The sequence below is a fragment of the Alkalicoccus daliensis genome (assembly GCF_900103955.1).
Classification (GTDB): Bacteria; Bacillota; Bacilli; order Bacillales; family Salisediminibacteriaceae; genus Alkalicoccus; species Alkalicoccus daliensis.
In genome coordinates, this window is sequence record NZ_FNIL01000011.1 from 91,631 (window position 1) to 113,965 (window position 22,335).

Here is a 22,335-nt window from a genome sequence, read left to right on the forward strand (position 1 = left end):
ACCACCTGTTTGAATTGAAGTTATTATACTTGAAAATATACTTCTCTGCGAATTATCTTTATTTTATCAAATTAGAAATTATTTTGAGGCAGAAGGTTTTTCAACATCATAGGCAGCCTATTATTTCCCCGGAAATAATCAGAGTGAATCTGCCGGAAAGTGAAAGAGGACCTGATGCATAAAAATCATAAACACACAAACATTTCTCTTCATACACATGCTGAAGGAGGCTGTTTAAAAAAGGTTCTTCTGTATTAGTTTACGCTTCTATGCTTTGTCTTCGAAGGCACGCTTTCCGAAGGGCACTCTCTCAGCTAACCTGCGTAGGCGGATCTTCGAATCGTTCTTAAACCTTCAGGAGTCGACCTTCTGCCACTGCAGCTTAATAAGAAAATGATAGGTTTTTATAAAGCGCCTCCAAAATAAGCACAGTTCTTTTTCTATAAAAATCCTTTCTTCGCAGTGGCCGGCGGCGACAGCGGGATTTAAGCGCGGTCTGAAGATCCTTTTTTTCTGCTCCAGGGGCAGGAGAAACAGCTGAAGATGAGCCCCACAGCTTGCTTCCGCCGGTAAGAGAAGGAGAACCTATACATAAAAAAATCATAAACATACAAACTTTCATGCTTTCTAAACAATCTGAAAGAGGCTGTCAAAATTGGCAGCCTCTCCGCTTCAGCTATACTTTTTTCTCATATTTTTGCGCAAAAGCAGTGTACAGCGCCGGTACAATAATCACCGTCAGCAGTGCGGAAAATATTAACCCGGCGATAATTGCAATTGATAACGGCTGGAACAGTACGTCGCCGCTCAGTGCTACAGGAATCAGTGCTCCTATTGCAGTAAAGGCAGTTAATAGTATCGGCCTTAATCTGACACGCCCCGCTTCGACTACTGCATCATTCAGCGCCATCCCTTCTTCCCTGCGCAGCTTGATAAATTCAAGCAGTACGATGGAGTTCCTCACCACGATCCCGGCAAGAGAAACAATTCCAAGAAGGGCAGTAAATCCTAATCCCGTCTGGGTCACAAACAGTCCGACAATCGCACCGGATGCGGCAATGTGCACGGTAGAAAGCACCAGGAACGGTATTGTCAGTGAGTAAAATTGAATCGCAATAACAATGTAGATTAAGAAAAGAACCACAACAGAAAGTGCAGCGAGTTCCAGGATGAAGTCTGTCCGAGCTTCTGTTTCTCCACCGAGGCTGATCGTATATTCATCCGAAACATTTCCTCGTACTTCATCTGTAATCGTTTCTACCTGCGCCTCCAGTTCTTCTCCATTATCTTCTCCCGGGAAAACTCTTACCGTTACAGTCCGTTCTCCCTCTTCACGTAAAATCTGTGGAATTTCTTCCGCTTCTGATTCTTCCAGCAGCGTGTCCAATGTGACAAAAACCGGCATGCCGTTTTCTTCTGCTTCACTTGGGATTTCAATCTCTGAAAGATCCAAATTTTCTCCTGACGCAATTCTGTCTAACGTCAACTGCAGATCGATTGTTTCTTCCGCCGACCGGAATGTCATTAACGGAATTCCTTCTGTCCGCAGGCCGATTTGTTCACTAACCGCACCTAAGGTAAGTCCGTTTTCTTCTAATTCTTCGCGTATTGGTTCATATATGACGGTAGGTCTTCTTGGACCGATGTCATCAAGCACCGTGCCGCTCTCAGGAATTTCCGCAATTCTTTCCTGCAGTTCTGCACTGATATCCATCAGTTCCTCTACTTCCGGCCCCTGCAGGGTAATCGCGATCGGCGCCCCTACCGGAGGCCCCGCCTCAATGGTCGTAAGTTCAATTTCTGCTTCTGGAAACTCTTCCTGCAGCGGATCTGTCCACCGGGCAATTGTTTCTTCCGCAGACTGCGCTTCCCGCTCGACACGCAGGAGAATATTACCTGTTTCTTCTCCAGTGTTCGTCATTCCCTGCCCGAATAAAGGAGGAAGGCCCTCTCCTGCATAAACTGCAGTTTCATATACGTTCGTGTCTTCTGCTAAAATAAAGTCCCGCATTTCCTGGAGCGTATCTTCCGTCTGTTCCAGCGTTGTCCCTTCCGGCAGCCGGAGTTCCACTGTCACTTCGTCCCGGTCGGTAGTCGGGAAAAATTCCACTGGAATAAATGGAATTAAAGCATAAAAGGCAGTCGTTACTACTAAACCAGTCACTGCCACTTTCCATGGATGTTTTACTACCCTGCGGAGCAGCTTATCACTGTACCAGTCAGAAAGTTTGTTCAGCTGATTCCCGAGCAGCCCATCTTTCATTGCACGATGTTTTTTCTTCAGCTGCTTATTGCGGCGCCAAATAAGGAAAATCGGCACAAATGTCAGCGCCACGATCGTGGAGGCTAAAATAGTCGTTATTAACACGGTCGGGAGTGCACGGATAAAATCTCCGCTGCTGCCTGATATAAATACTAATGGCAAAAAGGTAAATACAATGGTTAAGGTGGAAACGATAATAGAAGCCCTGACTTCTTTCGACCCCTGCAGCGCTCCTTCTACAGGATCCATCCCTTCCCGGTATTTATTTTGAATATTATCTCCGACTACGATCGCGTCATCTACGAGAATACCGAGTGCCACAATTAAACCGATAATAGAAATTTGATTCAAATCTACATTGGCAAATGGCAGCGGAATTAATCCAATAAATACTGCAGTAGGAATCGCCAGCGCAACAATCACTGCGGAAGACACATTCAGCCCGAGCAGTGTAACCACAATTACAGACAGGGCGGCAAGCCCAAAGGAAAATGCGAGATCGCCGAAGATTTCTTCCACTATTGTTTGCTGCGTATAAAATAAATCAATTTCCATTTCTGCAGGAAGGCCTTCTGCCAATGTATTGACCCGCTCATCTACGATATCATGCAGCTGTGGAATGCTTTCTCCTCGTTCAGGAAGCACCGTAAACGAAATCGCAGGTGTATTTTCAAAAGTAATCCGGTCATCAGGTGTAGCTAAATCAATGCTAATTTCCGCGATATCTTCTAAGTAGACCGGCTCATCTTCGAAAGACTGCCCAATAAAGATTTCATTAATTTCTTCAGAGGAAGCGAGTGTCGCAAGCTCCAGCTGTACATTCTGTCCGTCTAATTCCTGAATACCCAAAGGCTGTGTTTCTAATTCCCCTTCAATGCCCTCGATGACATCAGGCACCTGCAGTCCTGATTCAAACAGTGCTTCTGCCTCAATATCGATGAGCAGCTGCTGATCAGGAAACCCTTTTACCGTAGTCGAAGCTACGCCCGGAATAGAGGCAACCTCCTGCTCCCACTCATGTATCATGTCCCGAAGTTCATAAAGCTCTTCATAGGAATCGTGAAGAATATGATAGCTGGAAAGTCCTCCAAGCCCTTCTTCCGCAGCAAAATCCGGTGCTGCCTGTTCCGGCAGATCGTTTTCTGTGCTGTTAATCGCCTGCTGAATTTCGTTTAATACTTCACTCTGGTTAATCCCGTCTTCCAGCTCCACCGTAATATTGGAAAATCCGGAAGTAGAAACGGAATTTATACTGTCGATACCGTCAATTCCTTCGATCGCTTCCTCCAAAGGAACCGTAACCTGCTGTTCCACTTCTTCCGGAGCCCCGCCCGGAAATGGGGTAGAAATATTAGCAATATCTACTGGAATTTCAGGAATCTCCCGCTGAGGCAGCTGAAAAAGAGTCAGCACTCCTAGCACTGTTAGGATAAAAACAAACATTACCGTAATTTTGGGACGTTGAATAATCGCGTTAAACATATTACTTCCACCTTCCTGTGGCACCACCTTAGTGACACTTGTGTCATTTTCAATTAAAATAATATCAGCTTTTCAAAGCATCTCGAATAAGCTGATATACTTCCTCTGCCCAATGTTCTTCAGAAGAATGCCTGTAAGGAATCTGCACAGTTGCCATTACCATTCCAACTAATGTATCTATCTGAATATCTGTGCGTACCTTTCCTTTCTTTTGTTCCTGGACAAGAATTGTTTTGATTTTTCCTCGCATCTGCTGCAGCAGCGCAAACATTTCCTTCACGCTTTTCTCCACTTTTTCCGTCGCTTCTTTATCAATATAAGGCATTACCTGCATCATTTGATGAATATTGGCGTACTTCCCCCATAAGGTAATTAAGCTGCGGAGCGGCTCTTCGCTTTCAGCTGCAGTATCCATTCTTTCCACTACCTGCCTGAGCAGGTGAACCATAAAAGCTGTAATAAGCTCTTCCTTCTTTGAATAATAATTATAAATCGTACTTCTTGCAACTCCTAAGCGTTGAGAAAGAGCTTTAAAATGAAATCCGGCATATCCAGCTTCCAAAATCAGCTTTTCCGTCTCCTGGAAAAGTTCTACTTCATCAATAGCTTTCATCCTGCCCATAGCGTTCGTCTCCTTTAAATCCTAGAACTAGCTATCTATACCATTCATCATACGATGAATGGTCACTATTATCCAACCGTAAATTCATATAATTTCGATTATTTCCCTGCCCAAACGTAGTCGTTGCCTTAAAACCTGCAAACATGCTATGTTTTGTATGTTATTCTTTTCACTTAATTTACAGGGGGATTTTTTATGTATAAAGGTATTTTAACATCCGCTGGTGCTCTGCTGCTTTTATCAGCTTGCGGCGGCAATAATGAAAATGAAGCTTCAGCCTGGGACGAAATTCAGGAAGAAGGTGTGGTAACAGTTGCTACTTCCGGCACGCTCTATCCTACTTCCTTTCACGAAGAAGAGACAAATGACCTGACCGGTTTTGAGGTGGAAGTTGCCCGGGAAGCTGTGGACAGACTTGGATTGGACATTGAGTTTTCTGAAATGGGCTTCGACGGAATGCTTACTTCCATTAACAACGGCCAGGTAGACTTTGCCGTAAATGATATTGATGTTAATCCTGATCGGGAAGAAAGCTTTCTCTTCACAGATCCCTATAAATTTTCATACGGGAGCATGGTAGTAAGAGAAGATGACCTCTCCGGGATTGAGACGCTGGATGATTTAGAAGGAAAACGTGCAGGCGGCGCTGCTACGACAATTTACATGCAGATTTCCGAGCATTACGGTGCGGAGGCAGTCGTTTATGAAAATGTGACTAACGATGTGTACCTTCGTGATGTAGAGCGGGGGGAAACGGATGTTGTGTTAAATGATTACTACCTGCAGACTCTTGCTGTGGAAGCTCTTCCGGAAATCGATGTAACAATTCACCCGGATATTTTCTATCATCCAAACAATCAGGCGATGATTATGCATCAGGATAATACAGAACTTCGGGATAACTTAAATGAAGTGCTCGAGGAAATGATGGAAGACGGTACTATTCAGGAGCTTTCCGAAGAATTTTTCGGCGGCCAGGATGTATCAGAGGAACCGGATGTAGACTTTGCTGATGATGAAACATTCACAAACGAAGAGGAATAATGACTGCAGGAGAGGGAGGAGAATTTAATGAATAATATTCAGTGGGAGCACATCTTTGATATTCAATTAGCAATTGACTCCCTCCCCTATGTATTAACCGGCCTGGGATTAACTTTGCTCATATCTCTGGTAAGTATGGCCATCGGTTTGGTTATCAGCTTGTTTCTTGCTCTGGCGAGAGCCTCTAAAAAGTTCTGGCTGCGCTGGCCCGCACGTGTATACATTTCGTTTATGCGCGGAGTCCCCATCCTTATTATCTTGTTTTTATTATATTTCGGATTTCCTTTTATCGGGATTGAATTTGCAGCAGTGACTGCTGCTATCATAGGGTTCAGCTTGAACAGCGCTGCGTATATGGCAGAGATTAACCGTTCTGCCATCGGAGCTATTCCAAAGGGACAGTGGGAGTCCGCCCGTTCTCTGGGGTTTTCCTATCCAAAAATGATGCGGCGCATTATTTTGCCGCAGGCTTCCAGGATTGCTGTGCCTCCGCTGACGAACGTGCTGCTTGATCTGATCAAAGCTTCCTCTTTAGCGGCGATGATTACAGTTCCGGAAATTTTTCAGCTTTCCCGGATTGTGGCGGGAAGAGAAATGGATTATATGACGATGTTTATCCTGGTAGCGTTGATTTACTGGGCAGTATGTTCTATTATGACCATTCTGCAGAACTACCTTGAAAAACGGTATGAACGGTATGGCGAAATTTAATCTTAATAGATAGAGAAAACCTTCAGTGATTGAGCTGAAGGTTTTTTAGGCTGTTGAAAAAGTGATTTTTACGTATAAGTATACATTTTTTGTGCTTTCGTCTTCGAAATTGCGCTTTCCGGAGATTTCAAAACCATTGGCTGATTTTGCTCATGATTCCTATGGCCTCTCGAACTTCTGTAACTGCAGCAATAAATAAAGATACCATAGTTTTTAAGCAGGAAAATTTTTCAAAAATACTTTTTCTGTAAAAATATCTATTCTCCATAGCGTACGGCGGGGACGCCTGTGGGATTTAAGCGAAGTCTGAAGATCATTTTTCTCTGTCCGTAGACAGGAAAAATAGCTGAAGACGAGCCCCACGGCCAAGCTTCCGCCGATAAGCGGAGGAGAATCCATCCATAGAAAGTCATAAAAATACAGATTTTCTTACTTTATAAACACTCTGAATTCTTATGAAGTTCTTCTTCGGAAGAATGGATTCTCAGACTACGCTGATCCTTTGGGTGTCCTCTCCTTCGCTCCACAGCATTGTTTATTTTTCTCTTTCAATAAACAGTTTTTTCTGCATGAAAATCTCTGTTAAAGATCCTTTCTTTTACAAAATCAGTAAATTCTAAATATCTTCTCCTCTGCCGTCCCCGTTTAAAAATCCTCCTTCAGAGTGCAGCACCTGACCGGTGATCCAGCCTGCTTCTTCTCCAGCTAAATATGCGACAGCTTTTGCGGCGTCTGATGGCTTTCCAATGCGCCCCTGCGGAAAAAGGGGAAGCAGTTCTTTTTTCAGTTCTTCTGTCATCCACCCTGTATCAGATGGTCCCGGATTCACAGCGTTTATGGTAACTCCTCTCCGCGCGAGCTGGTGCGAGATCGTATGCACAAGCGTCTCCGCGGCAGATTTCGTGACTACATAAGAAATCTCTTCCGGCATCTGGCCTCTGGACCAGCCTGTAGCAATATTGATAATTCTGCCCTGACGGCTTCTTTCCAGATGTTCAAGAAATGTCTGGATGAGCAGCACAACCGCCCTCACATTTATTTTATAATGCTGATCCAGGTTTTCTGCGGTAACAGACTGAATGTTGTCGTTAATGGAAACTGCTGCGTTATTGACCAGAATATTTGGTGCGTAAGTAAATTCTGCTTCAATCTGCGCAAAAAGATTTTCAATCTCTTCCTGACTTTCCAAATTAACTTTCAGGGCAAGTGCCTTTCTGCCATAGGACTCAATCTTTTCCTGAATAGCTGCAGGCCCTTCCGTATCTTCGCCCCAGGGCATCGTCTGATCATAGGCATGCCAATATGTAAAAACAACATCCGCGCCTTTGGATGCGAGTTCTTCGCAGATCGCAGCACCCAGCCCGTTCGTCCGGCTTGCACCTGTTACTAATGCTAATTTATTTGCCATGATTTATCTCTTCTTTCTTCAGAAAATATTTTATAAAAAATAGACTGCCTCCACACTTGTGAGACAGCCTCTGTTGATTATGACAATGCGCTTGTCAGCGGAGGTACGATCTGTTTCTTTCTTGAAACAACGCCTTCCAATACCGCTTCGTGATCTTCCAGTTTTACATTAAATGCAGTGTGTACTGCTTCTTCCTGCTCACCTGCTGTAAGCAGAATCGAGTCATTGGAAAGAATGTCAGTCACTGCAAGTGCAAATAATCCATAGCCGTTATCAGCTGTTTCTTTTTTCATTGCATCCAGTACATCCTGCTTGCGGTCCAGTACGTCTGCTGCATCCACAACATTCACCTGTGCTACCTTCACTGTGTGTGCTCCCATGGAAAATTCTTTCGCATCCATCGTAAGGAGCTGCTCGACGGTAGTTTCGCTGAGGTCTGCACCAGCTTTCAGCATTTCCAGCCCGTATTCATCAAGATCAATTCCAGCAGTTCCGGCAAGATCTTTTGCTGCCTGTACATCTTCTTCTGTGCAGGTAGGCGACTTGAACAACAGGGAATCAGAAATAATTGCGGAAACCATCAGCCCCGCCATTTCTTTGCTGATTGCTTTTCCATGCTCTTTATACAGCTTATGCAGAATAGTAGCTGTACAGCCTACAGGTTCTGCGCGGAAAAACAGCGGTCCTTCTGTTTGGAAATTCGCAATCCGGTGATGATCGATCACTTCCAGAATCTGTACTTTTTCAATACCATCGGCACTCTGCTGAAATTCATTGTGATCTACAAGAATTACTTTCTCTGCCTCTTCAGATACATTGCTTACAAGACGAGGGGCCTCTACGTTAAAATAATCCAGCGCATACTGTGTTTCTGCACCGATTTCTCCCAAACGCACTGCTTCCACATTTTCTCCAAGTTCTTTTTTCAGTTCTGCATATACAATTGCTGAGGTGATGGTGTCAGTATCCGGATTTTTATGGCCGAACACGAGTACTTTGTCTTCACTCATTGAAGTATCGCTCCTTTTTATACAAAAATTTATCCAGTATTATTCTATCACGCCAAATGCTTTCTCACCAGTTCAGGAAAGAAAAAGGTAATAATTCATATCAGGATACTCCAGTTTAACTATTTTGCTTTGTGCTGAATTTCCTGGAAGCTTCCTCATTCCTTTACCCAGTCCTGCATTTTTGCTAACATATGGGTAACAAAGATAGGAGGTGTTCTGTTGAGAAGGAAGCTTGCGTTTCTGTTTATAATTATTGGCCTGGCGGTAGCCGGCTGGAACGGCTTTGCCTGGGCCACAGAGAGTTCTTCCGGCAGAGCATCTCTCGAAGAAAATGATATCGTGGAAGTTATGGAAGCTGTACCGGACGAAGCTCCTGATGTTCAGGCAGCAGAAGACCAGGGGAATGAGGAAGCCAATCAGGAACTGGATCCCCCAACATTTACTGCGCCAAAAGAAGAGGTAAATGAAGAAGAACCCTCTCCTGAACCAAGAGATTATGAAGAGTACGAAAAAGGGGAGGAAATCGGCTGGCTGATGATCCCTGCGCTCGATATGAAATATCCTGTCTACTGGGGAACGGATGATGATACATTAAAACAGGGAGTAGGCTATCACGAAGGTGATTTTACTACACCGCCGGACGGCATGCGCCATACCGTTCTTTCCGGTCACCGGGATACGGTATTCCGTGAAATGGGTGACCTGGAAGAAGGAGATAAGATGTACGTCCAGTTTGAAGATATTCAGTATGAATACGAAATACAGAAAACCTGGATTACCGATGCGGAAGACCGCACAGTTATCGTTGATAAAGAGGAACCTACTCTCACGCTCACTACGTGCTATCCGTTTAACTTTATCGGCCCGGCCCCTGACAGATATATTATTGAGGCCCCTTTAACGAATACAACAGAAATAAATTAATATTGCCCCGGCTGCGTTTGAAATTTCAAGCAGCCGGGGTTTTTTACGGCTCGAACAGTTTATTCGCAAAATGCATTCGACTGTCTTACAATTAGTTCATAACAATCGAAAGGTGAGTTTTAAATATGACATTTCATCAAGCACCCGCCACACATATTAACCATGCGAAATTCCGCGTCGCTGATTTAGCGCTGATGAAAGATTTTTACGGTACAAAGCTCGGTTTCCAAGTATCAGACGTAAATGACACGACCGCTGTCGTAACGGCTGATGGACGCACGCCGCTGCTTACGCTGGAAGCATCAGGTCCCTACCGGAAATCCACAGAACCAAAAACCGGACTTTTCCATGTGGCTTTTCTGCTGCCCGATCGCCCTGCGCTCGGCGGATTTCTCCGGCATATCGCAGCACTCAATTATCCAGTCCAGGGAGCTTCAGACCACGGGGTCAGCGAAGCGATCTATCTGGCAGACCCGGAGGGAAATGGTCTTGAATTTTACCGCGACCGCGATCCTTCTGCCTGGGACTGGAACGGTTCCCAGATCAACATGGTAACAGAACCGCTGGATGCAGACGGATTGCTGCAGGAAGCTGCAGTCTGGAAAGGCATGCCGGACACCGTGATTATCGGGCACATTCACCTGAAGGTTACTGACATAGCCAAAGCAGAAAAATTTTACACGCAGGTGCTGCAGTTTAATACCGTCAGCTCGTTAGGACGCCAGGCACTTTTCGTATCTACCAGGGATTATCACCATCATATGGGTTTAAACACCTGGGCAGGCTCAAGCCTTCCGCCGCTCGCTGAAAATGAGACCGGACTAGCTTATTATTCCATTGCCTATCCAACACCGGAAGACCGGGAAAAAGCAGCAGAAGCCGTTTCTTCCCAAGGATATGAAGTCAGGAAAAAAAACGAAACTTATTTCGTTGAGGACCCCTTCGGCATTCTCGTACAGCTGGCATAAAACTTTTGTTGGGAAGGAACGAACCATTTATTTTACCCACTCATGCTTGCAGCAGCCATCATCTGCATTTCAATCCTGGATTCCTTTTTTAACATCTGCAGATAACTTACGTGCTTATTCAGCTCGAGTTTTTGGTAATCGATGAATGACGAAAAGCCTTCCCGCAAAATCTGCAGGAAGGCTTTTTCTCTTATTTCCTCATTAAACGCTGAAGTATCTGCCTTCCGGGTGCGCAAATACCATGGCAGTGACGCTTGCTTCAGGCTCCATCATAAAACCGTCCGTCAGCTCCACGCCGATTGCTTTCGGCTTAATCAGGTTAAACAGCTTTTCCTGATCTTCCAGATTTGGGCATGCCGGATATCCAAAGGAAACGCGCACTCCCTGGTACCTTGCGGAGAACCGCTCCTGCATGGTGAAGTCCGGATGATCCGGGAAGCCCCACTTATCACGCATCATCTGATGCACTCTTTCCGCAAACCCTTCTGCCAGTTCGAGTGCCACCGCCTGAATCAGGTGGCTGTCCATATACTCTCCGGCTTCTTTTGCTTCTTCAGCCAGCGCACGTACCCCTTTTCCAGCTGTTACCGCCAGAAAACCTACGTGGTCCATTACGCCGCTTTCTTTCGAACGGAGAAAATCAGCAAGACATAAGTACGGTGCCTTCTGCTGCCTCGGAAACGTAAATGTTTCCAGTACCGTTGTTTTGTCCGCAGGATCATACACGATGACCGAATCTCCTTCTGACTGCGCAGGGAAAAATTGATACATTCCATGAGCCGAAAGCAGCTTTTCTTTATCCGCTCTCGCAAGAAAATCATCTACCCGCTGCTTGAGGTCTTCTGTTTTTTCATCTTTCCTATCCAGTTTCCGCTTCACATTTCCCTGCAGACCGAGATGAGAGCCGAGCAGCGTCTGCATATTTACATAAGGATAAAGGTGGGAAAGCTTGTAGTCACGTAAGATATGCTGCTTGTAATCCTCCGGTACATACAAAGGTGCTTCCTGAGAAACTTCTGACCTTGGAATTTCCATTGTGGCTGTTGCAGTCTCGCCTTTTTTCCGTTCCAGCTCTTCCGCAACTTTCTGCTGCGCTTTGAGCTGTTTTTCTATTGTTGCCTGGGCAAGCTGCTTTCTTTCTTCCGGTTTCACGAGTTTATTTGTAATATCCAGGCCATTCATCGCATCTTTTGCATACAGCACCATGCCTTCGTACTGCTGTGCGATTTTCGTATCTGTGAAGCGCCTTGTTAAAGCGGCACCTCCTACGAGAATCGGAATATTTATTCCCTTTTCCCGGAGATCATTCGCAGTAATAACCATTTGCTGCGTCGATTTTACAAGAAGTCCGGAGAGACCAATAACATCCGGGTCCTCTCTTTCTACTGCTTCTATCAATTCATTTGGTGCTACTTTGATTCCAAGGTTCACAATTTGAAAACCGTTGTTTTTCAAAATGATTTCCACGAGGTTTTTCCCAATGTCGTGTACATCACCTTTCACTGTCGCGAGAATCACTTTTCCTTTCCCGCGGTCGTCTTTTTTCTCTTCCATATGCGGTTCCAAGTGAGCAACTGCAGCTTTCATTGCTTCTGCACTCTGCAGTACTTCTGCTACGATCAGCTCGTTGTCGTTAAAGAGTTTCCCTACTTTATCCATCCCGGCCATGAGTGGACCGTTGATGATCGAAAGGGGCTCATCATATGCTTCAAGTGCTTTATCCAGATCGGCATAAAGCCCTTCCTTCGTTCCTTCTACAATATAGCCTGCCAGGCGCTCTTCCAGTGTCATCGTAGAAGCTGCCTGTTCCGCCTTCGGCTTTTTCTTGCGGTAGAAAGCGGTAAATGTCGCAAGCGTCTCATCATTTGTATGAAATAACAGCTCGTCTGCGAGCAGTTTTTCTTCATCCGAAACGGAACCGTAGCGTTCCAGTTTCTCTGTATTTACGATCGCGTAGTCAAGTCCTGCTCTCGTACAATGGTACGTAAAGGCGGCATTCAAAACTTCTCTTCCCAGCGGCGGAAGCCCGAAAGATACGTTGCTGACTCCTAAAATCGTGAGACATTCCGGCATTTCTTCCTTGATCAGTTTAATGCCTTCCACGGTGGCTTCTGCCGAACCGATATATTGCTCGTCCCCGGTGCCTACCGGGAAAACGAGTGGATCAAAAATAATATCTTCTGCAGGAATTCCGTATTTCTCCGTAAGCAGCTGATAGGAACGGCGTGCAATATCCAGCTTTTTCTGTGCGGTAACGCCCATGCCTTCTTCGTCAATTGTTCCTACGACAACAGCTGCGCCGAATCGGCGGGCTAATGGCGCTACTGCTTCAAAGCGTTCTTCCCCGTCTTCCAGGTTAATCGAATTAATGATCGCTTTCCCCTGTGAATACGTAAGCGCCCGTTCAATTACTTTTTCGTCTGTGGAATCAATCATGAGCGGCACTTTCACCTTGTTGATTACCTGCTGCAGGAATTTTTCCATATCTTCCATCTCATCCCGGTCTGGGTCAGCAAGACATACGTCAATAACGTGTGCCCCCCGCTTGACCTGTGCACGGGCAATTTCTGATGCTTCTTCAAATTTTTCTTCTGCAATCAGCCGCTTGAATTTTTTTGAGCCGATGACGTTTGTACGTTCACCGACCATTAATGGGCGCATTGATTCATCATATACAAGCGGCTCTATCCCGGAAACCATATGGGGATGATCTTTGTGCAGCGGCCGCGGTGCATAATCCTTAAGCGTTTCTCCCATGACGCGGATGTGCTCCGGCGTCGTACCGCAGCAGCCGCCTACCACATTCAGCCATCCTTTTTCGGCAAAGCCTGCAAGCTTCTGCGCGAGCATTGCCGGGGACTCATGATAGTGTCCTTCTTCATCCGGCAGCCCTGCATTCGGGTAGCAGTGCACGTAAGTTTTCGAAAGATCCGAAAGAGAACGCAGGTGGTCCTGCATAAATTCCGGACCGGTCGCACAGTTTAATCCGACGACTGTCGGCTTCATGTGCTCGAGGGAAATATAAAAAGCTTCAATGCTCTGCCCCGCAAGTGTCGTACCCATCGGCTCAATCGTTCCGGAAATGATCAGCGGCATCCGCTTTCCTTTTTCACGCTCTGCTCTTTCGATTGCCACGTATGCGGCTTTTACGTTCCGCATATCCTGGCTTGTTTCCAGCAGCAGAATATGCGCGCCGCCGTCTATTAAACCGAGCACCTGCTCGTAATACGTCTCTGCCAGTTCATCAAAGGTGGTCCCTCCGGTAACGGAAAGGGATTTTGTGGTTGGCCCCATTGCTCCGGCAACGAAACGCGGCTTCTCCGGAGTGGAGAATTTTTCTGCTTCCTCGACCGCTATCTGCGCTGCCCGAAGGTTAATTTCGTAGGCTTCTTCCTGAAGGTCGTAATCTGCCAGTACGATAGAAGTAGCGCCAAATGTATTTGTTTCAATAATATCTGATCCTGCTTCCAGGTATTCACGGTAGATTTTCCGGATCACTTCCGGCGATACAAGGTTTAAATATTCGTTGCAGCCATCGTACTCTTCTCCCCCAAAATCTTCCGGGGACAGGTCTGCATTCTGCAGCATTGTACCCATTGCCCCGTCAAGAAGCAGGATCCTGGATGCCAGTTCCTGTTCAAATTGTGTGGTCATGCTGATCGTCCCTTCTCTATTACTTCTATCCACGGGTGCCTGCAATTGTTTTTTCGTGCTCCCGAATGTGTTTTGTCAGCGTCTCTGTGATGTTATAGCGCAGGAATGGCGTAATAAGATAAATCGTGGAAAAATGTATCATTGCAGTGTCGACCAGCTGCTTCGCCATATCAATTCCGACTTTCTCACTTGCTTCTCTGTCTCCTGCTACTTCTCTCATCTGTTCACGTACTTCATCAGTTAATTTTATACCCGGTACTTCATGATGAAGAAATTCTGCATTCCTGCTGCTTACAAGCGGCATAATCCCAATATAAACGGGAACGGACAGATGCTTTGTCGCTTCTGCTATTTCCTCGATTCGTTCCGAGCTGTAAACAGGCTGACTCATAAAATAGTCTGCACCGGCTTCAATTTTCTTTTCCAGCCGCTGTACTTCCCGCTCCAGCCTTCGGGCGTTTGCATTGAAAGCAGCCCCGACGGTGAAGTTTGTGTTTGCACCGAGATCTTTCCCGGAAAAAGACTGGCCTTCATTCAGCTGTTTGATCAGCCGGATTAAATCCATGGAAGACATATCATATACAGAGGTAGCGCCCGGAAAATCGCCTACTTTTGCAGGATCTCCGGTAATTGCCAGAATATCGCGCACACCAAGTTCGTGCATTCCGAGCAGATGGGACTGCAGTCCGATAATATTTCTGTCTCTGCAGGCAATATGCAGTAAAGGACGTGCACCTTCATCCTTAATTTTGGAACCGAGTGCAAGGTTATCGATTCGGGAGGAAGCAAGAGAGTTATCTGCAAGTGTTACAGCATTGACACCAGCTTCCGTTAAAGCTTTGGCACCCTTCATAAACTCAGGTACCCCTGACAAAGCTTTAGGAGGGTCGAGCTCTACAATAACTGACATCTCGTCTTTTATTTCTGTAAGCTTAGGGAAAAACGGTTCTTCTGGTCTTATGACATCTGACTTCACCGGTCTGCGTGTACGTTTTTCTTTTACAGGCTTCAGCTGATGTTCTTTTATTGCTTTCTTAATTTCCCTGATATGGTCCGGCGTCGTGCCGCAGCATCCTCCGATTAATGTAGCGCCTTCTTCCACAAGACCTTTCGTCATATCTCCAAAGTACGTAGGATTGGACTGGTAGGAAAACCTGCCATCCCTCACATTCGGAAGACTGGCATTGGGATATACGCTGATTGTAGCGTGCGAAAGAAGAGAAATTTCTTCTAAAGACTGAAGCATATGATAAGGACCCATCCGGCAGTTAATTCCTGCTACGTCTGCTCCCAGGTTCTCGAGAAGCTCTAGTGCTTCCTGCAGGTGCATCCCTGTATGAAGCACACCAATATCTCCAAGTGTTGCCTGGGCAATAATCGCTTTATCTGTACGTTCACGTAAATATATCAGGATTTGTTTCAGTTCTTCGAAATCATAAAATGTCTCCAGTAAAAAACCATCAACGTCGGTTTCCAGCAGGACATCTGTCTGCTCTTTCAGGCTGGCCACCCGCTCTTCCAGCGGCGTTTTTTCCTGGTGCATTGTTGCCACTCCGCCGATGGTAGCTGCAACATATACATCTCCTGCCTGCTTCGCTGCCGCCACTGCCGCTTCATTAATTTCTTTTACGTATGCTCCCAGGTTGTAACGGTCCAGCTTTATACTATTTGCAGCATAGGTATTTGTTTGAATTACATCGGCCCCGGCAGCGATATATTCCTGGTGAACGGAGGTTATTTGCTCTGGATCAGACAGGTTCAGTTCTTCAAAGCAGCTCTGGCTCCCCCGCTGGTATAAAAGAGTGCCCATTGCTCCATCTCCAACAATGAGCCCTTCTTTCAGCTGTTGTTTGAAACTCATTTCTGCGCCTCCTCTAAGCGGATCTTTTCAAATGCGCGCGCAAAATCTTCCATCAGATCTTCTGTTTTTTCAAGACCTACAGAAAGCCGCAGTAATCCATCAGAGATTCCCCTTGCATCCCGCTCTGCATCAGACATCGCTGCATGAGACATGGTCGGCGGGTAGGAAAGAATTGTTTCCACGGCACCCAGGCTAACCGCAAATACTGGAATTTCCACTGCTTTTACGACTTTCCGGACCGCTTCTTTATCTTTTAAACGGAAAGACAGCACCGCTCCGGCACCCTCTGACTGTTCATTATTAATATCAAATCCCGGGTGCTCTTTCAGCCCCGGATAATATACGTGCTCTACTTCCGGCTGCTCCAGAAACCAAGCTGCAAGCCGCGCTGCAGACCTGGATGATGCTTCCATTCTCGTATGCAGTGTTTTCAAGCCCCGCATTACCAGCCAGCAGTCCTGTGGTCCGAGTATCGCACCAAAACTGTTCTGCAGAAATTTAATTTCCGCTGCCAGATCCGCATCCTTCACTATCGCAAGCCCCGCCACAACGTCACTGTGCCCGCTGATAAATTTAGTCGCACTGTGTACGACCACATCTACGCCAAGGTCAAGCGGACGCTGCAGTACTGGTGTCATAAAGGTATTGTCCAGTACTGTCAGGCAGCCATGCTCTTTTGCCAGCTTCACAATTTCCTTGATTGGGGTAATTTTCATCGTAGGATTCGATGGTGTTTCCATAAATATCATTTTCGTATTCGGCTGAATTGCCTGCGCTACTTCCTCTGGCTTTGTCATATCGACAAAAGTGTGTTCAATTCCCTGCCTGGTAAGTACTTTCGTGGTTAACCGGAAAGTCCCCCCATACACATCATCCGTAATTACAAGATGATCTCCTGCTGACAGCAGCATAAATGTTGTGGAAATTGCAGCCATCCCGGAAGCAAAAGCAAAGCCATGCGTCCCGTTTTCCAAATCAGCGATAATGTCTTCCAATGCTTCTCTTGTCGGGTTGCCGGACCGGGCGTAATCATAATCACCAAAATCATCAATATCTTTTTGATCAAAAGTTGACGCATGCTGAATCGGAACACTTACCGCCCCATTATGCGGGTCAGTTTTATGTTTTGAGTGAAGCAATGAAGTTTGTTTAGAGAATGTCATTTTTTATATCTTCCTTTCTGCGAGAGCATGTTGAAAAGCTTCATTTAAATCTTCTATTAAATCTTCCGCCGACTCGATTCCTACGGAGAACCGGAGCAGCCTGTTATCTACACCAAGGCGCATGCGGATATCTTCCGGCACATCGGCGTGGGTCTGGGTTGCGGGATAAGTCATGAGACTCTCTACACCGCCAAGGCTTTCTGCAAAAGAGATAACCTTCAGCCCCTGAAGGAGTGGATTCACCAGCGCTTCATCTTCTACCCGAAAAGAAAGCATGCCGCCCCGTCCCGGGTAAATTACCTCCGTGCATAATTCCTGCTCCTGCAAATATGCAACTACCGCTTTTGCATTTTCCTCATGTTTATTCATTCTCAAATTCAGCGTTTTCATGCCCCGTATTACCAGCCAGGAATCCAGCGGAGAAAGAATTGCGCCAATACTATTGTGGTAATAAAACAGTTCTTCTCCTAAAGCAGGATCTTTTGCCACCACTAATCCTGCAATGACATCATTGTGTCCGGATAGATATTTGGAAGCACTGTGAATAACAATATCGGCACCCATTTCGAGCGGCCGCTGGATCACAGGAGTATAAAAAGTATTATCTACAATTAACAAAAGATTGTGTTCTTTTGCAAGCTGGGCATATGCTTCGATGTCTGCCTCCTGCATCAATGGATTCGTCGGCGTTTCAATAAAAAGAGCACGCGTAGATTCGTTTATTTTCTCCCGGAATGTTTCGATATCCTCAGGCTCAGCATAATGGAACGTCAGCCCCCATCTCGTCCATCCGTTTTCAAATAATCGATAGGTGCCGCCATATAAATCACTCGTTGCAATGATTTCTTCTCCCTGTTTAAACAATGAAAGTACCACCTGCACGGCTGCCATTCCCGAAGCACAGGCAAGCCCTCTCGCGCCGCCTTCCAAATCTGCAATCGACTCCTCCAGAATAGCTCTCGTCGGATTCCCGGTTCTTGAATAATCATATCCTGTAGACTGGCCGATTCCTTCATGCCTGTAAGCTGTTGAAAAGTATACAGGCGCGTTTACTGCACCCGTCGTATGATCACGCCGGTTCCCTGCCTGCACTAATTTCGTTTCCAGCGAATGTTTTTTGTTCGTCATAATATCCCTGCTCTCCAATATAATAAAAAAACTTCCTCATCATAAAGATAAAGAAGAAGATAATCGCATCACTTCTTCTTATCTTGCAGGTAAACCTGCAGGATTTAGCACCTTGCCGTTGGCTGGTTGCTGAGACATCACAGGGCCTTTCCCTCCGCCTCTCTTGATAAGAATAACCGTCAGAATATTTTGTTTTGGTTGATATTTCACCATTCTATCTAAATTTCGGGAGATTTGCAACGTTCTATCATAAAAACAACGTTTGTTTCTATAGTAAATAATAGAAGACTTGTTGCCGTTTCTTTTTAAAAGTGTTTTTTCTAAAGAACTTGATCCCGAATAATTTGCACACAACTATATATGGCTTCTATCGACACACAGGCAACAGAGCTGAGACTTTCCTGCTGTTTTTAATTTCACTCGTACTCCGCGACCTTTCAGAGGGTCACTTGGAGGCTCGAAGTTCACTGTCCCGTATTTTTTTCTACTATTTATAAAAGGCCACTTAAAAAGAAATTCAAAAAAACCTTAGTCTTTTTACTTATTTTTTGTTAGTAACTTTATACTAGTCACCTTGATGCACTTGGCTTCAAACAATCTTAAAAAATATTTTTTTGAATATTTAAAATCAATTGGTTTTAAAAAAATTAAAAGATGGTATATAGTCTATACAATAGTTAAACACTAGTTATACATAACGTGTATACCCTAGTATTTAACTATAAAAAAATTTAAGGGAGATGAGTTAAGTGAAAAAGATGAATTTTGTATTTTATGCTCTTATTGCGCTTCTGATGTTTGGCCTTGCAGGGACACCGGTATTTGCAGACAGTCACGATGACGATGAAAATGCAATGGTACGTGTCCTGCATGCTTCACCTGATGCTCCTGAAGTAGATGTGTATGTAAATGGAGAAGCTGCAGTGGAAGGTGCTGCGTTTAAAGATATTACAGGGTATCTGGAGCTGCCTGCAGGCGATCATGAAGTAGCAATCTTTCCAGCGGGTGAAAACGGTGAGGGTGACCCGGTAATTGAAGAAACGCTTACAGTCGAAGGCGGCATGTCTTACACAGTTGCTGCAACAAACACGCTGGAAAATTTAACACTGGAAGCTTTCGGAGATGACAATCACGTTACTGAAGGAATGACAAAAGTACGTGTAGGACATTTATCTCCTGGAGCTCCTGCTGTTGACGTAGGACTTGTTGATGGAGATTCACTGTTTGAAGGTGCAGAATTTTTTGCAGTAACTGATTATATGGAATTAGAGGCTGCATCGTACGATTTGGAAATACGCGCAGCAGGAACAAGTGATGCTGTCTTAGATCTTTCAGGTACTTCATTGGAAGCTGACACTGTTTATTCCGTCTATGCAGTAGGTGCTGACGCAGAAAGTCTGGAAGTAGTTGTAGTAGCAGACGAAGCGCACACTATGCCTTCCGAGATGCCGCAGACAGGGATGGGCGGTGCTTCCCAGTCAACTAATATTCTGCCAATCGCACTGACAGTATTTGCTGGTATGCTGGGAGCTGCAGTATTCTTTCGCAAGAGATTTTCTTTTCAAGGGTAATGTAATTTTTTCAGGGATTCTGCTCCTTTTCTTATCAGCCTGCGGTGTAGATCAATATTCTTCAGAAAACTCTTCCACCGCTTATGAGGAAACAGAAGTACTGGATGAAAGCTATACAGAAATGATAGAGGTGGAGAGCCAAAAGGAACGAAGTGAAGTAAATTCCACAGAGGAAACAAATCCAGCTGAGGAAGCGGCTGCTGATAGCGTACCCATCGTACCAGTCAAAGATGAAACGGGCATCATCCCCGCTCATCTTGAGATCCCTTCTATTAAAGTTGATGCCCAGGTAGACGGCTATGGACTGGATGAAGACGGAAAAATGGAGGTCCCTGATGAAGGGGAATCAATCGCCTGGTTTGAGCGTGGTGCCAAACCAGGCACTCAGGGAAATGCAGTTCTTGCGGGACACGTTGATGACCGGACAGGACCGGCAGTTTTCTATGACTTAAATAAGTTGGAAGAAGGGGATGAAATCATCGTTACAAGTGAAGATGGGGAAGCTTATACGTTTTTGGTTTCCCATAAGGAAGCCTATCCTTATGACGATGCGCCGATCGACGTTGTTTTCGGGAAAACATCCTCCCGGAATTTAAATCTGATTACCTGCACCGGTGAATTCGATACGAATGCGGGTACACACCGGGAACGGCTTGTAGTATTTACTGAATTAAAAGAATAGACCCTATGCCTGGAGCAGCTTCTTTTTGGGAGCTGCTCCCTGGCTGTTGAAAAAGAACTTTTCCTTTATGAGTATACGATTTTATGCTTTTGCCTCCGAAGGGTTTTTCCGTAAGGAACTCTCTCAACTAACGTGTCTCCTTAAAAGAGGAGCATGGCTTCACGCAGCCAAATCACTGGAAAGCAAAGAGCTCTTTCCAGTGATTTAAGACCATTGGCTGGGTTCGTGCATGCTTCTTAATCCTCCCGACCTTCTGCGACTGCAGTTGAGAAAAAAGGCGATTTGTTTTTATACAGTGTCTCTAACAAGCACAGACTGAAGATTTTTTAATGCCGGCAGGCACTGTATATGTTGAAGATAAGCGATACGCCGGAAAACGAAGGAGAACTCCCTACATATAAAGAAATAAATATATAATTCCTAATCCTTTATAAACACTCTGAAATATACCAAACTATCCTATGATAAAAATCTTTATTCTCAGCTTCCTGTATTTTTGCATTGAAAATAAACCTTTGCGTGGGCTACTCTTATAGGTAGAACTAGGAGGTGCCTGTTGATGAACAGTACAAAGAAATTGACGATTATGGCAATGTTTGTGGCGATAGGTATTGTAGGAGCCACCTTTATCTGGTTTCCTGCCGGAGTAGCCCGTGCCTATCCTGTGCAGCATGCTGTGAATGTTATGGCTGCCGTACTGCTCGGGCCCGGGCCGGCAGTAATGATTGCTTTTGTGATTGGGTTGCTGCGGAATATTCTTGGCCTTGGGACGATACTAGCTTTTCCTGGGGGAATGATCGGGGCGTTACTCGCTGGATTGGCATACAGGTGGCTCCGCAGAGGCTGGGCAGCTGCAGCAGGAGAAATTATCGGTACAGCAGTTCTCGGTTCACTTGTTGCAGTGCCTTTAGTACAATTTTTTCTGGGAGAAGCAGCAGCAATACTTGCTTTCGTACCTGCATTTTTTATCAGCAGTGCAGCCGGTGCCCTTATTGCACTTCTTATCCTAAGCCGCTGGAGACCTGCATGGGCAGAAGAAAACAATTAACAGTTTGTCTTACATTTCTATAGAGGAAAGCGGATTTCCTTTACAAAGGCGGACAACATTAATTCTTCATCAAAAAGAAGCCGGCTCTGTTGTTTACAGAGCCGGCTTCAGGCTGTTGAAAAAGTATTTTTTCTGTATAAGTATGCGCTTTTATGCTTTGCCTTTGAAGGTACGCTTTCCGGAGGGAACTCTCTCAGCTAACCTGCCTCTGGCAGGTGGATCTTCGAATCGTTCTAAATCCTCCCGGAGTCGACCTTCTACGACTGCAGCTGAGAAAAAAGAGGATTAGATTTTATACAGCGTCTCCAGTACAAGCACAGCTTTTTCTATAAAAACCTATTCTCCATAGCGTCCGGTGGTGACGCCAGTGGGATTGAAGCGCAGTCTGAAGATCCTTTCTTCTGCCCCAAGGGCAGGAGAAATAGCTGAAGACCAGCCCCACGGCAAGGTAGTGACCCCTAAAAGTTAGAGTTTTCTTATGAAGCTGATTGGATGGTTTGATTCCGATATTGGATGGGGCTCAATCCGTCCAATTTTGCTTTTACGCGTTCATGATTATAGTACTCCATGTAGCTCTCCAGTTTTCGTTTCAGTTCTTCATACGAAACCAGATCTTCTCCGTGATACATCTCCTGTTTGAGAATCCCGAAAAAATTCTCCATCATGGCATTATCTGCGCAGGTTGCTTTTCTGGACATACTTTGAAAGATTCGATGTTTCTTTAAGGTTTTTACCCACTTTTTGTGTTGGTAGTGCCAGCCTTGATCCGAGTGGATCGTTGTCCGGTATCTGGCTT

The 22,335-nt window shown here is 45.3% G+C and carries 16 protein-coding genes and 1 riboswitch; of the genes, 7 read left to right on the forward strand and 9 right to left on the reverse strand.

Translation table 11 applies throughout. The features are described 5' to 3' along the window. Window positions 1-676 precede the first annotated feature (676 nt). Both BLP92_RS14685 and BLP92_RS14690 read right to left on the reverse strand, forming a co-directional pair. A complete protein-coding gene (locus BLP92_RS14685) occupies window positions 677-3,745 on the reverse strand; it encodes an efflux RND transporter permease subunit (RefSeq protein WP_090843703.1) in 3,069 nt (1,022 codons plus the stop codon). A gap of 64 nt (window positions 3,746-3,809) precedes the next feature. Beyond that, on the reverse strand, window positions 3,810-4,367 hold the full coding sequence (locus tag BLP92_RS14690) for a TetR/AcrR family transcriptional regulator (RefSeq protein WP_090843704.1): 558 nt from the start codon (window positions 4,365-4,367) through the stop codon (window positions 3,810-3,812). A 195-nt stretch (window positions 4,368-4,562) separates the two neighbouring features. On the opposite strand from BLP92_RS14690, the gene BLP92_RS14695 reads away from it, so the two are divergent. After that, on the forward strand, window positions 4,563-5,411 hold the full coding sequence (locus BLP92_RS14695; RefSeq protein ID WP_090843705.1) for a transporter substrate-binding domain-containing protein: 849 nt from the start codon (window positions 4,563-4,565) through the stop codon (window positions 5,409-5,411). Window positions 5,412-5,438: 27 nt separating this feature from the next. Continuing rightward, window positions 5,439-6,122, forward strand: coding sequence for an amino acid ABC transporter permease (locus BLP92_RS14700; protein WP_090843706.1), 684 nt, complete (start codon window positions 5,439-5,441; stop codon window positions 6,120-6,122). A 616-nt stretch (window positions 6,123-6,738) separates the two neighbouring features. On the opposite strand, the gene BLP92_RS14705 is transcribed toward BLP92_RS14700, so the two are convergent. Both BLP92_RS14705 and BLP92_RS14710 read right to left on the reverse strand, forming a co-directional pair. Further along, window positions 6,739-7,530 (reverse strand): SDR family oxidoreductase, encoded by a 792-nt coding sequence (locus BLP92_RS14705; RefSeq protein ID WP_090843707.1) that lies wholly within the window; start codon window positions 7,528-7,530, stop codon window positions 6,739-6,741. A 77-nt stretch (window positions 7,531-7,607) separates the two neighbouring features. After that, the gene (locus BLP92_RS14710) at window positions 7,608-8,540 is read right to left on the reverse strand and encodes a manganese-dependent inorganic pyrophosphatase (RefSeq protein ID WP_090843708.1); all 933 of its coding nucleotides are present in this window, start codon (window positions 8,538-8,540) and stop codon (window positions 7,608-7,610) included. 219 nt (window positions 8,541-8,759) lie between these two features. On the opposite strand from BLP92_RS14710, the gene BLP92_RS14715 reads away from it, so the two are divergent. Both BLP92_RS14715 and BLP92_RS14720 read left to right on the forward strand, forming a co-directional pair. After that, window positions 8,760-9,464, forward strand: coding sequence for a class D sortase (locus BLP92_RS14715; protein ID WP_244516871.1), 705 nt, complete (start codon window positions 8,760-8,762; stop codon window positions 9,462-9,464). A 125-nt stretch (window positions 9,465-9,589) separates the two neighbouring features. After that, the gene (locus BLP92_RS14720) at window positions 9,590-10,432 is read left to right on the forward strand and encodes a VOC family protein (RefSeq protein ID WP_090843709.1); all 843 of its coding nucleotides are present in this window, start codon (window positions 9,590-9,592) and stop codon (window positions 10,430-10,432) included. A 201-nt stretch (window positions 10,433-10,633) separates the two neighbouring features. Here BLP92_RS14720 and metH read toward each other — a convergent pair whose 3' ends face one another. From metH to BLP92_RS14745, 4 genes are read right to left on the reverse strand one after another with little or no spacing between them, the layout of a single operon-like run. Further along, the gene (metH, locus tag BLP92_RS14730; protein WP_090843711.1) at window positions 10,634-14,086 is read right to left on the reverse strand and encodes a methionine synthase; all 3,453 of its coding nucleotides are present in this window, start codon (window positions 14,084-14,086) and stop codon (window positions 10,634-10,636) included. Window positions 14,087-14,111: 25 nt separating this feature from the next. After that, complete coding sequence (locus BLP92_RS14735) at window positions 14,112-15,947, reverse strand: bifunctional homocysteine S-methyltransferase/methylenetetrahydrofolate reductase (RefSeq protein ID WP_090843712.1); 1,836 nt, start codon at window positions 15,945-15,947, stop codon at window positions 14,112-14,114. Beyond that, window positions 15,944-17,110 (reverse strand): cystathionine beta-lyase, encoded by a 1,167-nt coding sequence (metC, locus tag BLP92_RS14740; protein WP_090843713.1) that lies wholly within the window; start codon window positions 17,108-17,110, stop codon window positions 15,944-15,946. Before metC ends, BLP92_RS14735 begins: the two co-directional genes overlap by 4 nt. A gap of 3 nt (window positions 17,111-17,113) precedes the next feature. Beyond that, entirely contained in the window at window positions 17,114-18,238 is a 1,125-nt protein-coding gene (locus tag BLP92_RS14745; RefSeq protein ID WP_090843714.1) for a methionine biosynthesis PLP-dependent protein, read from the reverse strand. Between the two features lie 75 nt (window positions 18,239-18,313). Continuing rightward, a riboswitch (SAM riboswitch) is annotated at window positions 18,314-18,411 on the reverse strand. A 585-nt stretch (window positions 18,412-18,996) separates the two neighbouring features. Here BLP92_RS14745 and BLP92_RS14750 point away from each other — a divergent pair. The 3 genes from BLP92_RS14750 to thiW all read left to right on the forward strand — a co-directional run bounded on the left by BLP92_RS14750 (window position 18,997) and on the right by thiW (window position 21,539). After that, on the forward strand, window positions 18,997-19,809 hold the full coding sequence (locus BLP92_RS14750) for a DUF4397 domain-containing protein (protein ID WP_090843727.1): 813 nt from the start codon (window positions 18,997-18,999) through the stop codon (window positions 19,807-19,809). Then, window positions 19,751-20,491: a class F sortase gene (locus BLP92_RS14755; RefSeq protein ID WP_090843715.1), complete on the forward strand. Its 741-nt coding sequence runs from the start codon at window positions 19,751-19,753 to the stop codon at window positions 20,489-20,491. The genes BLP92_RS14750 and BLP92_RS14755 overlap by 59 nt, the downstream gene beginning before the upstream one ends. 559 nt (window positions 20,492-21,050) lie before the next feature. Then, window positions 21,051-21,539 carry an energy coupling factor transporter S component ThiW gene (gene thiW, locus BLP92_RS14760; RefSeq protein ID WP_090843716.1) on the forward strand — a complete coding sequence of 163 codons (489 nt, stop codon included), beginning with the start codon at window positions 21,051-21,053 and terminating at the stop codon, window positions 21,537-21,539. A 476-nt stretch (window positions 21,540-22,015) separates the two neighbouring features. Here thiW and BLP92_RS14770 read toward each other — a convergent pair. Then, window positions 22,016-22,335, reverse strand: a 320-nt coding sequence (locus BLP92_RS14770; protein WP_139148965.1) for an IS3 family transposase, incomplete at its 5' end; no start/stop codon positions are given.